The sequence below is a fragment of the Opitutaceae bacterium genome (assembly GCA_041395105.1).
Classification (GTDB): Bacteria; Verrucomicrobiota; Verrucomicrobiia; order Opitutales; family Opitutaceae; genus B12-G4.
On record JAWLBB010000002.1, the window covers coordinates 1143163 to 1157664 of the forward strand.

Annotated in this window: 13 protein-coding genes; 2 read left to right on the top strand and 11 right to left on the bottom strand. The window is 63.3% G+C overall.

Going from position 1 to position 14502, the window contains the following annotated elements:
- Nucleotides 1-8: 8 nt before the first annotated feature.
- From R3F07_11505 to R3F07_11520, 4 genes are all read right to left on the bottom strand, one after another.
- Nucleotides 9-350, bottom strand: coding sequence for a four helix bundle protein (locus R3F07_11505; GenBank protein MEZ5276997.1), 342 nt, complete (start codon nt 348-350; stop codon nt 9-11).
- Nucleotides 351-532: 182 nt separating this feature from the next.
- Nucleotides 533-1393 carry a carbohydrate ABC transporter permease gene (locus R3F07_11510; GenBank protein MEZ5276998.1) on the bottom strand — a complete coding sequence of 287 codons (861 nt, stop codon included), beginning with the start codon at nt 1391-1393 and terminating at the stop codon, nt 533-535.
- Nucleotides 1386-2888: a sugar ABC transporter permease gene (locus R3F07_11515; protein MEZ5276999.1), complete on the bottom strand. Its 1503-nt coding sequence runs from the start codon at nt 2886-2888 to the stop codon at nt 1386-1388. The genes R3F07_11510 and R3F07_11515 overlap by 8 nt, the downstream gene beginning before the upstream one ends.
- 210 nt (nt 2889-3098) lie before the next feature.
- Entirely contained in the window at nt 3099-4124 is a 1026-nt protein-coding gene (locus R3F07_11520) for an NAD(P)-dependent oxidoreductase (GenBank protein MEZ5277000.1), read from the bottom strand.
- A 50-nt stretch (nt 4125-4174) separates the two neighbouring features.
- On the opposite strand from R3F07_11520, the gene R3F07_11525 reads away from it, so the two are divergent.
- Entirely contained in the window at nt 4175-4807 is a 633-nt protein-coding gene (locus tag R3F07_11525) for a TetR/AcrR family transcriptional regulator (GenBank protein MEZ5277001.1), read from the top strand.
- A gap of 39 nt (nt 4808-4846) precedes the next feature.
- Here the strand turns inward: R3F07_11525 and R3F07_11530 are convergent, their stop codons facing one another.
- Complete coding sequence (locus R3F07_11530) at nt 4847-5764, bottom strand: phytanoyl-CoA dioxygenase family protein (protein ID MEZ5277002.1); 918 nt, start codon at nt 5762-5764, stop codon at nt 4847-4849.
- 89 nt (nt 5765-5853) lie between these two features.
- Between R3F07_11530 and R3F07_11535 the strand changes: the two genes are divergently transcribed.
- Entirely contained in the window at nt 5854-6705 is an 852-nt protein-coding gene (locus R3F07_11535; protein MEZ5277003.1) for an AraC family transcriptional regulator, read from the top strand.
- A gap of 65 nt (nt 6706-6770) precedes the next feature.
- Here R3F07_11535 and R3F07_11540 read toward each other — a convergent pair whose 3' ends face one another.
- The 6 genes from R3F07_11540 to R3F07_11565 all read right to left on the bottom strand — a co-directional run.
- Nucleotides 6771-9125 carry a hypothetical protein gene (locus tag R3F07_11540; GenBank protein ID MEZ5277004.1) on the bottom strand — a complete coding sequence of 785 codons (2355 nt, stop codon included), beginning with the start codon at nt 9123-9125 and terminating at the stop codon, nt 6771-6773.
- Nucleotides 9126-9173: 48 nt separating this feature from the next.
- Nucleotides 9174-10310, bottom strand: a complete 1137-nt coding sequence (locus R3F07_11545; GenBank protein ID MEZ5277005.1) for an enolase C-terminal domain-like protein — start codon at nt 10308-10310, stop codon at nt 9174-9176.
- 40 nt (nt 10311-10350) lie between these two features.
- A complete protein-coding gene (locus R3F07_11550; protein ID MEZ5277006.1) occupies nt 10351-11433 on the bottom strand; it encodes a Gfo/Idh/MocA family oxidoreductase in 1083 nt (360 codons plus the stop codon).
- A 50-nt stretch (nt 11434-11483) separates the two neighbouring features.
- A complete protein-coding gene (locus tag R3F07_11555; protein ID MEZ5277007.1) occupies nt 11484-12392 on the bottom strand; it encodes a Gfo/Idh/MocA family oxidoreductase in 909 nt (302 codons plus the stop codon).
- Nucleotides 12393-12413: 21 nt separating this feature from the next.
- Nucleotides 12414-13541, bottom strand: coding sequence for a M20/M25/M40 family metallo-hydrolase (locus tag R3F07_11560; GenBank protein MEZ5277008.1), 1128 nt, complete (start codon nt 13539-13541; stop codon nt 12414-12416).
- Nucleotides 13529-14502: dihydrodipicolinate synthase family protein (locus tag R3F07_11565; GenBank protein MEZ5277009.1), on the bottom strand; the 974-nt coding region annotated here is incomplete at its 5' end. The genes R3F07_11565 and R3F07_11560, both read right to left, overlap by 13 nt.

A 14502-nucleotide genomic window follows, 5' to 3' on the forward strand; every position in this document is an offset into this window, starting at 1 on the left:
GATGGTATTTACCGACGATCGCTGCGCGCCGTCTTCTTCATGGAAACGAATATGGCCGTGAGTTCGTCTGCTTCAAGCTGAAGGGACTTCAGACGTTCTGCCGGGAGCAGACTCCCCCGCTCGATCAACTCCAGCCAGAACCCGGATTCGTCTGCTTCCTCCAGCACGATCCCGATCTTGTTGGAAAAGTCCGCGTGCGATCGTGCGCGTTGCGCTGCGCGGTAATTCGAGGCGACCGACGAAGAGCTACGGACCAATTGTCCACCGACATTCCGTCCAGCAGGCGTGCCGGGTAGTTCGTCAACCAGTCGCATCACCCGCAATGCGAACTGCATGGTTCGTTCACACATCTCTTCAGGTGTCATACCCGAAACCATGCCCTTTCAAGGTCGCCGATCAACATCTCCCATCTTCCATCTTCCATCTCACATCTTCCATCTCACATCTTCCATCTCACATCTTCCATCTCACATCTTCCATCTCCCATCTTCCATCTCACATCTTCCATCTCACATCTCCCATCTCCCCTTCCTCATCCCTTGACTCCGCCCAGCATGATTCCCCGGACCAGGTAACGCTGGAGGAAGACAAAGAGGATGATGAGGGGAACCACCGACATGGTGACGGCAGCCATGAGCAGATGGGGCGACTGGCCGCGCTCCGAGTCGAAAAAGAGGAGCCCGACCGGAAGGGTGTAACGTTCGACACTTCGCAGCATGACCAGGGGCCAGAAGAAGCTGTGGTAATTGCCCATGAAGGTGAAGATGGTCAGGGTAATCAGTCCGGGGCGGCTGAGGGGCATGATGACATCCCAGAAGACCCGCCACTTGGAGGCGCCGTCGATCTCCGCCGCTTCATCGAGGGACTGGGGGATGGTCAGCATGAACTGCCGCATGAGGAAGGTGCCGAAGGCACTGAAGGCGGCCGGCAGGATCAGGCCCGGGAGCGTATCCACCAGTCCAAGACGCACCATCAGCTGGTAGTTGGGGATGAGCATGACCAGGCCCGGCAGCATCATCGTCCCGAGGTAAAGGAGAAAGACCCGGTCGCGCCCCGGCCAGTCGAGCCGGGCGAAGCTGAAGGCCGCCATCGAACTGGTCGTGACCTGCAGAAAGGTGACCCAGGCCGCCACGAAGAGACTGTTCCAGAAGAAGCGGGCGAACGGGATGACCGAAAAGACTTCGCCGTAGTTCGACCATTGCCAGATCTGCGGAATCCACCAGCTGGCCCCGACCTCGGCCAGGGGTTTCAGGCTGGTCAGGACCATCCAGATGAACGGCACCATCATGATCAGTCCGAGAAACGCGAGAAGTGCATGGTGCAGGGCCCACCGGGCCTGGCCTGGCTCGGATCGTGGTCTGCGCGGATGCACCATTTCGTCCCCGTCAGTCATTGGTGTAGCGGCTGCCGAACTTGAAATTGATCGCGGTCACCGCAAAAACCAGGGCAAAGAGCGCCCAGGCCACGGCGGAGGCAAAGCCGAGACGCCCGGTCTCGAAACCCTCGATATAGACAAAGTAACTCAGGGTGGTGGTGGCCCCGGCCGGTCCGCCCTGGGTCATGGTTCGCGCCATCTCGAACCCGCCCTGGAGTCCCTGGATGATGCTCATGATGAAGATGAAAAAGGTGACCGGTGCCAATTGCGGCCAGGTCACGTGCCAGAAGCGCTGCCGACCCGAAGCCCCGTCCATCGAAGCCGCCTCATAAAGTTCGGTCGGTACATTGGAGAGTCCGGCCAGGTAGAGGATCATGTTGTTCGAACCGATCGCCGCCCAGAGGGCCATGATCATGATGGAGGGCTTGGCCCAGTAATAGTCCGCCAGCCAGAGTGGGGGCTGCAGGCCGTCCGAGGCCATGGAAGGAAGTGCCCCCCCCAGGCGGGCCAATCCGATCAGGGCAAGGACGGAAACGGTGGTGAGAAGACCGAGCAGGACCGTCCCGCCCAGACCGCGATCGGCGAGGGGCCTCCGCCTCCCCCGGACCCGTGCCTCGGGGCGGACCCACAATCCGGCAAGAAACCCCACTGCGGGAAGCCAGCCGAAAGGGCCGGGAACCCAGCGGATGGACAAAAGGCAGATGATCGAGGAGGCGACGGAAGAGAGGAGGAGCGCCAGCCAGCCGGTTTCGCCCCCATACCAGTTCTTCAGGCTCCAGCGGACAAACCGCCGGACCGTTTCCGCCGCGAGCAGGAAGAGCAGGACGGGGCCAAGGGTGAAGGCCCATTCGGGCAGGCGTCGGACCACCCACGCGACTCCACGGAGGCAGGGCTCGAGGAGCGCATTGACCGGCCCGGCCTGCGGATCGTAGAGCTTCTTCCAGAGGACATAGGTGGCCACGCCGGCCGTGAAGTGGGGGGTGTAGAAGAGGGTTCGGTAGACCGTATTGCCGGTCAACATGCCGCCGGCCAGGATGCTGAGGAAGAGCAGCAGAAGGAACCATCCGATCGCGGGAACGGAAAAGCCGGAAAGCCCGAGCACCGCCAGGCTGACCAGGAGCACCGATCCCGATATCACGAGGGGCCGGGTCCGCCAGCCCGGACGGCGCTTCATCGGCGAGGAGAGCAGAAGGGCAGCCCCCAGGCTTCCGGCGATGGCAAACGGGATCCCCATCATCAGGAAGAGCGTATTGCCGAGAAACTGCCGGAACTCGGGATGCCCGAGAAGCTCGCGAAAGTGGGACAGCCCGACAAAGACCAGGGGTTCCCTGCGGAATATATTGTGCAGTTGCAGGTCCCAATTGGTGAAGGCGAAGGCGAAACTGATGATGAGTGGCGCCAGGGTGAAGACGAGGAAACCGACGAGGTTCGGACCGATGAAGGCCAGCCCGACGAGCAATCGCCGGCGCCGGCGCCAGACCAGACCGGATGCATCTTGCGGAGCCGCGTTCACGGATGCCCTCCGGCCCGCGTGAAATGAGTCTCCGGGTTCTGCAACAACGACAGGGACGTCCGGATTCTGCCTGCGGCGGCCCGGGCCTGTCCCGGCCGCGCCATGCGCAGCCAAAAGGACCGCCCTCCACCGGGTTCCAGATGGAGGGTCGTGCTCCAGCGCGACCGCCAACGCCTGGAGAAGGTGTTCACTTTCATCTGATCTGCCGCCCTAAAACTTGCCGGTACGGGATTCAAAATGGGTGGGTTTGCCGAGCAGCCCCCCTCCTCGCTGAAGGTATTCCGCGATCCAATCGATCATCTGATCGACACCGATCGTGACCGGCCCGAACAGATCGATCGAACGGGAGGCATTGGCCAGCCAGCAGACATCGCTCTCTTCGCCGGTAAAGACCGGCTCCCGTCCGAGGACCCGACCGAAAGCTTCCGCCAGGTCGCGGACCCGCAGGATATCCGGACCGGTCACGTTGAGAGCGGCCGGCGGGCTTGCGGCCACCCCGAGGCATTGGATGGCGCGGGCGACGGCCTCTCCCTGCCAGATCAGATTGACGTAGCCGGCACTGATATCGACCGGCTCCCCCTTCAGGACCTTCGTCCCGATGTCAACGAGCACGCCATAACGCAGCTCGACGGAATAATTGAGCCGGTAGAGGCAGACGGGGGTTCCGAACCGGTGGGAGAAAAAGGAGAAGACGCGCTCACGGCCGATGCAGGAGGCTCCGTATTCACCAAGTGGTTCCACCGGGGTATCCTCGGTCGCACCACCGCTCGCCACCGGGACGAACGGATAGACACAACCCGTGGAGAAGGCAACGATGGTCGCCCGGGCATAGCGTTCCGCCACCAGGCCGGGGATCACCGTATTGGCATGCCAGGTCAGATCCGGTCGATCCGACGTCCCGAACTTCGTTCCCGCCAGATAAAATACATTGGGGGCGTCGGGCAGGCCGGCCAAAGCGACGCGATCCGAAAGATCGCAGGGACGGGTTTCGATCCCGAACGCTTCAAGATTTGCCCGACTGGAAGCCTGGCTGAAACGGGAGACCGCGATGACGCGGTCGGTCCGGCCCAGTCGATCCAGGGCCCGCCGCAACATGAGGGCGAGGGTCGTGCCCATTTTGCCCCCGGCCCCCAGGACGATGAAGTCACCGGGACGTTCTTGAACCGCGCTGATGGCCCCGGCGGTGGGCGCGGCGAGGAACTCCTCGACCGCAGGTAAATCAAGCGGCACCGTCATGAAATTCAGGGTGACTCAAAAGGATTGTAACCAAACAGTTACCTCGCATCATGCGCAAGCACTATATGATTGAACGCACCGGGAAGACGGACACCAGGGGCCGGATCCTCTCCGCCGCGATGGACCTGTTTGCCGCCCACGGTTTTCACGGCACCACCGTCGATGCCATCGTGCAGGCCGCGGAGGTGAACAAGCGGATGGTCTACCACTATTTCGGCAGCAAGGAGAAGCTCTACAAGGCCGCCCTCGTCGAGATCTACAAGCGCCTCAGTCTCCTCGAAGTGGAGACCTTCCGGCACTCCGATGATATCGAGGAGAATTTCCGTGAGATCGTGGCCCTCTACTTCGATTTCCTCCGGGCCAATCCCGACTTCACCCGTCTCGTCCTCTGGGAAAACCTGAACGAAGGGCGCGGTCTGAAGAGCGCCAGACCCCAGCTGACCAAGAATCCGGTCCTCCACCTGCTCGATCGGGCCCTGAAGCGGGCCAAGGCCAAGGGCGTGGTCCGCAGGGAGATCCATGCCCGACACCTCCTGATCCACCTGATCGCACTCTGCCAGATCTACACCTCGAACCGACACACCCTTTCACAGGCTCTCGGGATGGACCTGGGTTCTCCACGGGTCCTGCGCGAGGGTAAGAAGCAGGCCATCGATCTGCTCCTGAACGGGATCATGGCCTGAGAGACCGACCTCTGCCCTCCGACCTCTGCCCTCTGCCAGTCAGCAGATCCGGCCGCGCTTCCCGGCCAGGCCGTGCCCCGGAGGGTTGGCCCCGATCCAGCGTTCGTCGATCGCTTCCGAGGCCCGCTGATAACGGCTGTCGGTTGAAAGGCGGATCCGGTTGGTGCGGTTGTCGAGGCTGGCATGGACCAGGTTCATCCCGAAGGTCAGGAAATCCCCGGCCCGGTACTCCGTGGTCAACCAGCGACCTCCCAGGCTGGCCCGCAGAACGGGGGGATTGTGGGAGAGGGAACCCGAGAAGACCCATTGCTCGTTCTTTGCCTTTTCCACCTGGTCCGGACGATTTTCACAGAACTCGTCCACATCGCGCTCGAGGTAGTTCTTCAGGCGATCGGATTTCTTGTGGGAGTCCTCCAGGATCATGAGACCACCCAGCTCGAAGGAAACGTCGCCGTAGGGGATCCAGCAGGTCATGTGCTGCTTGGTCCCCCGCCCCATGTAAACGAGATCGCAATGGGGATTGGTTCCCTTGCCCGGACCGATGGCCCGCAACCAGGTGTAATCGTAGTGGCGGATACTCTCTCCGAAGAAACCGGTGTAAAAATCGATCAGGCGCCCCGAATAGATCAGCTTCTTGAGCTTGTCGTTCTCCCGGGCCAGGTCCGGCTTGAAGGCCGTCCGCTTTTCCGGATGAGCCACCCCCTCAAATGTCGGGTAATCCGGGTGCAGCAGGCCCTGCTCCGCCAGGCGATCGGTCAAGGTCTTCCGGACCTCGAGAACCTCCTCCCGATCGAGGTAACCCGGCAGATAGAGGTAACCGTCCTCCTGAAACCGCGCCCGCAACGCATCAAAATCGTCGGCCACATCCGTCGATTCGCGGAGCATTCCGAATACGGAGGGATCGGTATCGAGCTGATGTCCGTAGGAGAAAATGGGGGGTAAGGTGGCGGTGCTCATGATGGATATTAGAAACGATTCATATTAGCATAAGAATCTGGACAGTGAATGGCGGAAATGGGAAAACCCATGTAAAATCTGGTCAGGACATGCACCTTCCCGAAAACTTCGAATCAACGCCGTGGCTGGAAAGTCCCCTCAGGACCCCGGTGGGCACCCTGCTGCTGGCCGGCACGCTCCGCAACAGTCGCGGGATTGGTAGCGGGCGCATGCGAATTCTGGGAAGCCATGCCCTCGTTCTGCTCCTGCGCGGAAGCGGTCGCTACCGCGACGCCCGCGGCGAGCGGGCGCTTCTCTCCCCCGGCGATGTCATTCATGTTTTTCCCGAGCTGCCCCACGCTTATGGGCCCGGTCCCGAGGAGGAGTGGGACGAAATCTACGTGGTCTTCGAAGGCCCCGTTTTCTCAACCCTGCGCCAGCACGGCCTCCTCTCCGGCGACCGGCCGGTTGACCGGTGTCCTTCGGTGGTCGACGCCTACGCTCAGCTCAAGGCTCTCTTCGACCCGCCGGAACGCCAGGGCCCGCTCAATCCGATGAAGGCCCTCGGCGGTTTCCTCAGCTTTCTCTTCGAAACCGCGGGAAATCCCGCCTCCGGCCGCTCCGGTCCGGAGGAAGATCCCGTGATGGCCATGGCGATCGGCCTCCTGACCGGTCCGCAGGAAGGGCGGTGGCTGACCACCGCCGAAACCGCCCAACGGGTCGGCCTGTCGGAGGAAACCTTCCGCAAACGCTTTGCCCGGGCAGTCGGCCTTCCGCCCGCCCGCTTTCAGAAACAGAAGAAGATCGAACGGGCCTGTGCCGCCCTCTACCACGGACCGCGCAGCCTCAAGCAGCTCGCCGCAGACCTCGGGTTTTTCGACGAATTTCACTTCTCCAAGGCCTTCAGGCAGGTCGTCGGGCAGCCCCCCTCCACCTATCGCAGGCGACTGGCCGGCGAATAACCCATCAACCGGGATTTCAGAATGATGAGCGAAGACGACGAGGCCGCACCGGATCCCGGCGATCCTTACTTCCTTGTCCCTGTTTCCTGATTCCCTGCCAGCGTGACCAGTGGTTCGATCCGCCAGATGATGTCGCGGTCAATGCGCGGCGGGAGGTGACGGTACTGCTCGGTCAGCGCGATCTTCTTCCGGAGCAGCTCACCGAAGTTCTCGCCATAGACAAAACCGTTTTCGCCGACATCGGAGATGATCATGAACTCCGTCCGGCCGCTCTCCCAGAGTTCGAGGAGTCGCCGGGTATTGGCCAGTTCAAGATCGATGGCATCCTGGACGATCTTCACCCGCGCCTGTTTTTCGACCTCGTCGTCGGATTCGAGATACCCATGGACTCCCTCCACCCAGGCGCAGACATTGCGGACGGTCATGGCCCAGCACCGGTAAGCGGTCAGCCGATCGAGCAGGTCGGCGAGAACGGCGACCGCCCTGGCGTCATCGGCGGCCTCGGCCTGCCTCAGGGCCTCTCCGGTCTCCTCGAGCACCGCATCGACACGGGGGAAGAGATTCCGGTCGAAGGCATCGATCTGCTTTCGGGCCGGCCCCTTCTCGACCAGCGCAAAGAGGACGTCCCTTCCGAAATCATTGATCGCGGGATTGTTGGGCTGCACGCACTCGAAACGCTCGTAGTAGGCGCGATCCTTCGACGGGATGGCCTCGATGTCCGGGACAAACGGCCGGTCCCAGGTGCGTTGCCAGACAAAGCCGAATCCGGTGTAGTGGAAAACGTGAGGCTGGTAGCCGAGCGCCTCCTCAAAATGCGCCCAGAGCCGGCTGACCGTCGGTCCGAACACCTCTCCCGCCCAGCGGACCGCGCAGGACTCGAGGATGTCCTCAACCGGTCGCGTCCTTTCAAACTGAAAGGCACGGATGACCTCGGCGTTCGGCCACCAGGGCGCCTTGATGGTATTGAGCAGACCGCCGAAGGCGCTGACCTGCCGGATGCCGGTTTCGGCCATGCTCTTGAGGCGCGCATGAAGCATCCGGGGAAACGGAATCCCCAGCAAGGGTTCGTGATTCCAGACCCCGCCGGGCGCATACTGGATCACCGGCTCGACTCCGCCCGACCGCATCGACGCCAGCACCTCCTTTTCCTTCGGGTCCATCCAGGTCTGGAAGAACATCCCGGCGATCCCGGTCTGCTCCGGATAGTGCGGATGGGCGTAAGGCAGGCTGTAGCCCCGCACGAGCAGGGAACCCGCCTCGAAGTCCACCCCGTTCCCCAGACCCTTCATGATGGTGTCATGCTCGACCTTGAAGGGCTCGATCCGCAGGAGCACCCGAAACTCCGGGTTGATCTCGGCAGCGGAATCGCGCAGGAGATGGAGATAGCGCACGACACTCTCGCCGGCGACCTGGGCGATCTTCTCGTGATTGCGCCATTCCCGGATCATGTAGGGACCACCGTTGCGTCCGACGTAAAGCGAGGCGGTGTGTTCGAATCCTGAACCGCTGTCATTCGACCAGACCGAGAGATAGGCCAGATCCGGGACCTGCCGCATCATGTTCTGGATGAGATCGCGATAATGGCGCCGGCTGACCGGGTGGTCCTGGGCCAGGCAGTAGCGGGGAATGCGCGATCGGAACGGGTGATCAACCCGGGCGCCCCGCAGGGTCGGGTAGCGGACGAAGAATTTCTCGGGCAGACTGCGGGGTTCGAAGCAGACCAGACCCGGTTTGAGACCGTATTTCCTCGCGAGGGCGGCCAGTTTCCGCACCCGGTTGATATTCGCTTCGAGATAATGGGACGGCCAGAGCCCCCGGGTCAGCTCCGTATCCACAAAATGGTTCAGACCCGGTGCATAGGTGTAGAACTGAGGGTAGAACTCCGTCGCCGTCGTCTCCTCCATCGCCATGGGCGACGCCAGACCATTGACCTCGAGGTGGGTGAACCCGCACTCAGCGACCCGGCGGACATGGGCCTCCCGGTCAAAACCGCGGCCGTCGCGCCAGTATTGATTGAGGGAGGCGTCGAAGAGCGGGCGGTTGAGTTCGAAGGGGGACTCGATCAGCACCCCCTCCCGGAGGGCGGCCGGATCGATCCCCTCGAAGCCCCGCTCCGCCCAGGCCGCACCGGCAATCAGGAACGAACCGACATTGCTCGTCATTTCCCCGGATCCGTCCGCCCCGATCCGGATCCAGAGCCAGGAGCCGGACGGCATCGCATCCCCGGGCCGCAGGACCGGCCAGCGGCCGTCCTCGAGACAGAGTCGCAAGCCCGAGCCGGGCGTCGATTCGCGGGTCACCTTCGTTCCCGCGAGAACGTTGAGCGCGGCCGCCGCGGTCTCCTCCACCGGCAGGCAATGGGTCGGGATCGAAATCCCGGACACCTTGGGAAACTCGGGGTCAACTCTTGATTTTGTCATAAGAAACTGGGGATTTCAATCCGCCGGAAGACGGGAGCGATCTTCGTCTCACCCACCCGCGACCGTCTTGAGGCAACCGGATGCCTCCTCCGAAATCTCAAGGCCCAGACCCGGGCCGGCCGGCACCGTCAACCGGTCCTCCCGGACTTCCAGACCGGTCACGCAGGCCGTCTGGGTCAGGAATTGCGGCCCGTTCAACGCGCACGGATGGGTGATGCCCGCCCAGTCGTAGAGGTGCGCGGCCGCGGCCAGTGAAAGATCGGGATCGGTCAATCCGGATCCCAGAATCATCAAGCCCCTCTCCCTCATGGCCTCGACGATCGCCCTCGACGGGAACAACCCCGCATTGCGCGCCGGCTTCAGGGCGATCCCATCCATCATGCCAAGGTCGGCGAATTCCGCCGCTTCAACCGGCGAGAGGATCCCCTCGTCCATCAGAACGGGAAGCGCCCCGACCTTTTTGAGCGCCTGATACCCGCGAATTTGATTGGGCGGCAGCGGGGATTCCAGAACGTCGACGCCGGCATCGGCGAGACGCCGCGCCATGACCAGCGCCTCCTCCACCGTATACCCGGTGTTGGCGTCGGCCCAGAGGAAGCCGTTCGGAGCGATCTCCCGGACCCGGCGGGCCAGCTCGACATCGTAGTCTCCGTCCTGCGGTGAGCCGACCTTGATATTGAAGTTGCGGTAGCCGCGGGCGAGCCCCTCGACAATCTGTTCCTCGACCACCGCTCGCACGGGAGAGGCCACCGTCCAGCTCAGGAGCACTTCGCCGCGCCGCTGTCCTCCGAGCAGCTGACCGACCCCGATACCCCGGCGGCGGCCGGTCAGGTCGTGGCAGGCCAGGTCGACCGCGGCCTTGCAGAGAGGTTGCCCGACCGAGAAAGCGGGGCGGATGACGCGCTGCATGAGGGCGTGGAGGCCCGGGATATCATCCACCTCCAGGCCGATCAACTCCGGAGCCAGGTGGTGGTTGAGGGTGCTCAGGACGGTTTCGACCGTCTCATAGGTCCAACTGGGAACCGGCACCGCCTGCCCGCATCCGGTCCCGCCGTCTTCGTCGGTCAAGCGAACCAGGACGGACGGCCTCCGGACCACCCCGTCTTCCTGGGCCTTGAAGAACTTGAAGGTTCCCGCCACGGCATAGTCGAACCGCCCCGTCTCCACTTTAACAATACGCGCCATGATCGATGAGATCCCGGTGTGGAAGATTCCTGCCGGGTGGTCAGGCCCGTCCGTCGGTGGTCATCACGGGAACGGAGGTTTCCCGCGCCGCCGAAAGGAGGAGTGCGTCAAGGACGCCGTGAACGGTCAGCTGCATGCGGGGCGGCGAAGCGGGCTCGCGATCGGCGAGGATCGCCTCGGTCAGGTCCCGAATGGGGAAGACGATCAGATCGTCCCAGGCGGCCGGCTTGTCCGGAAGGACCTCGGTCTTGAGCTCGTCGGCGCCGTGATAGGCGTGCCGCCGGAGAACGAGATCCTCGCCCATCGGAATGACGACCAGGTCCAGGCCCGCCCGACTTCCCCGGATCTCCATCTTCTGGCGGGAGGGACCGTGCTCGCCGTTGCGTCGCTCGTAGTGGACGGTCAGCCCGCCGTCGCAGACCATTTCGGCGGCCAGACGTCCATCCACGTCGGGACAGGGCGGGGTCCGCTCCGCGGTCAGGGCAAAGTAGTTGGCGAGGGTGCCGAAGAGGGTGCGGGGACGGAAGCGTTCGCCAAGCACGAAGCACATCCAGTCCAGGTCGTAGACGCCCCAGTCGTAGGAAATGCCCCCGCCATTGAGCTTCGGGTCATTGCGCCAGGGGGCGAATTGCGTTCCGATCCGGTAACCCGGAGTGACCTGTTCATAATGCAACCGGTAGACTTCCCCCAATTCCCCGCTCTCGATGACGGCCCTGGCCCGCCTGGCCATTTCAGAATCCTGGTAGCGACCGGAGCAGCAGCTGATCTTGAGGTCCGGGCGGGCGGAGGCCGCCGTGATAACCTCCACCACCTCCTGGCGGCACAGGGTGAACGGTTTCTCGCAGACCACGTGCTTCCCCGCCCGGATGGCATCGATGATCATCGGTCGGTGCAGGAAGGGTGGCGTCGCAATGTAGACCGCATCGATTTCCGGATCGGCAAGCAGTTCACGGTAATCGGTCATCGATCGGGGTGCCTCCACCGTGGCCGCAAGCGCCCGGGCCGCCGCCTCGTCCACATCGGCCACGGCCCGCGCCACCGAACCGGAGCCCTCGGTGAAGACCCGGCCGACCGAACGGGCAATGGTGCCCGCCCCGATGATTCCATAGCGTATGGTTTTCATTTCAGACTCCCCGCCATTTTCTGATTCCCGCGCATGACGAAACCCAATCCTCAGTAAAGCGACTCCACCTGGCGGGAGAGCCGGCTGCGATTTCCCGCTTCCATGAAGCGGACGATCTCCACGCTCGTTTCGAGCGGAACCGGCGCCTCCCCTCCCTTGAAAAAGGCCACGACCGCTTCGAGCAGGCCGGCGAAATAGGAGCGTTGCGCCGACGCCACGTTGATGTGCACCGTTCGGTCGCGGAAGTGAACCATTCCGTGGAAGCCGTTGTCGCCGGTTCGATTGCCCCGGATGACACCGAAGCGACCGTCGTCCCAGCGCCCGATCAGGCAGTCGTGCGCCTCCGAGGAGTCGGCCAGCACACTGCGGCATCCTTTGCCGAGGCATCTGAAAAGCATCTCGATGGTGTGAACTCCATACCAGAAAAAGCCCGGATTGGTGGGGTCAATCGCCATCGGACCGCAGAAATCGGCTCCGGTCACCGGATCGTCCGCTTCCCCCGCGAGGGCATCGGTCAGTGCGGTGCTGAAACGCAAGGCGGAGGAGGTGAAAACCCGCGTCCCATGCTGCCGGGCCAGCGCAGCCATCGCCTCGGCATCCTTCACTGAGGCGGCAAAGGGCTTGTCGATGAAGACGGGCTTTCCGGCAGCGGCGATCCGGGCGAACTGGGCGTGGTGAACCCGACCGTCGACCGAGCAGAGCAGGATGGCATCACTGGCCGCCACCACCGCTTCGGGCGAATCCACGATCGCGACCCCGAATTTGTCGCGCAACTCGGCGGTGAAGCCCTCGATCCGGTCGCGGCTGGCCGGCATGTCGGGCGATCCGGCGGGCCAGGCGACGGTCACCTTCGCCCCTTCCTGATGTCCGTCCGTTGAGGGATCGTTGAGAAACCGGGTAAAGGCCCCGACATGGGACGTATCCAACCCTATGATACCCACTCGCATCGTTTCGCTCATCGTGTTTGTCTCCGTTCAGTTTCAGGTCTCCAGGAGTCGCTGGAGGATTCGTGAGGCCGCATCCAGCTCGGCCAGTTCGAGAAATTCGTGATCGGTGTGTGCCTGGGCCACGTTTCCGGGACCAAAGACGACCGCGGGGATTCCCCGTTCGGCAAAAGCCACCGCATTGGTGAGGTAGCCGGCCACGGTCGGCGCGTCATCGCGTCCCTCGCCGCGGATGGCGGCCTGAAGTTCCCGGACGAGGGGAATCCCCACCGGCGTGTCCAGAGCGGGCCGGTCATAGTGTGGGGTCACCGTGATCCGCCCATCACCATCGACAATTCGATGGATCTCCGCGAGCGCTCCTTCGGCCGTCTCTCCCGGAATCAGCCGTCGATCCACTTCGAGCACACAGCGGTCCGGCACGACATTGACGGCCGTTCCCCCATGAATCGTCCCCGGGTTGAGGGTCGGTCGCCCGAGACTCGGATGCGGGATTCGCTCCTCGAAATCCCGGACCAGGCCGGCAAGACCGTTCAAGACCCGGTTCATCCGGGCGATGGCATTGTCACCCAGAGCGGGATTGGATGCGTGGGCCGCGGTTCCCCGGGCCTCAACCTGGAAACGGACGAGTCCCTTGTGGGCATGAATGAGACGACAGAGGGTGGGTTCACCGGCGATGGCACCGCCGATTTCGAACCCGAAATCATGATCGAGCAAACGATACGCCCCCGTCTGCCGGTCCTCCTCATCGACGGTGGCCGAGAAAACCAGGGGCCCGACAAGACGGGAGGGATGGGCGGCGTAGTAGGCGATCCGCTCCATGAATACCGCCATCGACGCCTTGGTGTCGCAGGAGCCCCGGCCATAAAGCCGTCCGCCATCGAGACGCGGGACATACGGATCGCCTTCCCGCCAGCTGTCCGCGGAGACCGTGTCCAGGTGGGCGTCGAGAAGGAGAGCCGGACCCGAACCCGCCCGGATCATGGCGATGACGTTGTTCCGGCCGGGCAGGACTTCCTGCAGGGAGACATCGGCGCCCGCCCGCCGAAGCCAGTCCGCCACAAACGAGGCCAGCTCGGCCTCCCCGGGGCCGCCAAAGGAAGGGTTGACGCTTCTGATCGCGACAAGCTCCCCAAGCAGTCCTGCCGTATCGATCAGGACAGCCATCGGGACAGGTTCTGCCGGACGAAATCATCATCGGTCAACTCGGGATACTGACGGCAGACCCGATCAAGATCCTCCGCCTGTCCGGGTGAAAGCGATTCCTCCGGATTGAGGCACCAGATGCCTTCCAGCAGCCCCTGGCGCCGCAGCACCTCGAGAATACCCGGGATGACCCCCGCAAATCCGTTGGCCGCATCAAAGACGGCGGCGTTGGCATCGGTCAGGCGGGCATTGGCCCGCAGCCAGTCGGAATCGATCCGGTCGCTCTTCCGCACCTCACGGATCCTGTCCATCACTTCGACCGCCTTCCGGGTCCAGACCCCCCATTGCCCGAGCAGTCCGCCCACGATGCGCACCGTGCGCCCCGATCCGCTCGCAATGGAGAAAGGGGTGAGCAGGTCGGCGATGATATTGTCGTCGTTCCCGGTGTAGAGTGCCACGTCGTCGCGGCCCGAATCGGCGAGGGCACGAACGACATCATTGGTCTGGTAACGATTGAAGGGCGCCATCTTGACCGCCAGAAGGCTCGCCTGGTCCATCACCTCACGCCAGAATCGATAGGGCAGGAAGCGACCGCCGACCGCAGGTTGAAGGTAGAAACCGATAACCGGCAAAACCTCCCCCACCCGCCCGAGGTGGTCCACCATCCCTTCGATGGGAGAATCCCGAAAGGCGGTCAGGCTGACGAGTCCGGCGTCATAGCCCAGCGAGGCCGCCAATTCGGCCTCGCGAATGGCCTGCTCGGTCCGCCCACAGATGCCCGCAATCAGCGCAAAGGGACGCGGACGGGCCTCGAGGGACGCCTTTGCTTCCTCGGCGGCGAGTTCCAGCACGGGGTGGAAAAGATCGATGCCCGGCTCGCGGATCTCGAACTGGGTCGAGTGGACGCCGACGGCGATGCCGCCGCATCCGGCGTCCAGATAATATCGGGAGAGGGCACGCTGGCGGCGTTCATCGAGGCGAC

What these genes read in the sequence shown, in the direction of transcription:
- R3F07_11505 (MEZ5276997.1), bottom strand. Translation starts at nt 350, where the DNA reads ATGTGTGAACGAACCATGCAGTTCGCATTGCGGGTGATGCGACTGGTT.
- R3F07_11510 (MEZ5276998.1), bottom strand. Translation starts at nt 1,393, where the DNA reads ATGACTGACGGGGACGAAATGGTGCATCCGCGCAGACCACGATCCGAG.
- R3F07_11520 (MEZ5277000.1), bottom strand. Translation starts at nt 4,124, where the DNA reads ATGACGGTGCCGCTTGATTTACCTGCGGTCGAGGAGTTCCTCGCCGCG.
- R3F07_11525 (MEZ5277001.1), top strand. Translation starts at nt 4,175, where the DNA reads ATGCGCAAGCACTATATGATTGAACGCACCGGGAAGACGGACACCAGG.
- R3F07_11530 (MEZ5277002.1), bottom strand. Translation starts at nt 5,764, where the DNA reads ATGAGCACCGCCACCTTACCCCCCATTTTCTCCTACGGACATCAGCTC.
- R3F07_11535 (MEZ5277003.1), top strand. Translation starts at nt 5,854, where the DNA reads ATGCACCTTCCCGAAAACTTCGAATCAACGCCGTGGCTGGAAAGTCCC.
- R3F07_11540 (MEZ5277004.1), bottom strand. Translation starts at nt 9,125, where the DNA reads ATGACAAAATCAAGAGTTGACCCCGAGTTTCCCAAGGTGTCCGGGATT.
- R3F07_11545 (MEZ5277005.1), bottom strand. Translation starts at nt 10,310, where the DNA reads ATGGCGCGTATTGTTAAAGTGGAGACGGGGCGGTTCGACTATGCCGTG.
- R3F07_11550 (MEZ5277006.1), bottom strand. Translation starts at nt 11,433, where the DNA reads ATGAAAACCATACGCTATGGAATCATCGGGGCGGGCACCATTGCCCGT.
- R3F07_11555 (MEZ5277007.1), bottom strand. Translation starts at nt 12,392, where the DNA reads ATGAGCGAAACGATGCGAGTGGGTATCATAGGGTTGGATACGTCCCAT.
- R3F07_11560 (MEZ5277008.1), bottom strand. Translation starts at nt 13,541, where the DNA reads ATGGCTGTCCTGATCGATACGGCAGGACTGCTTGGGGAGCTTGTCGCG.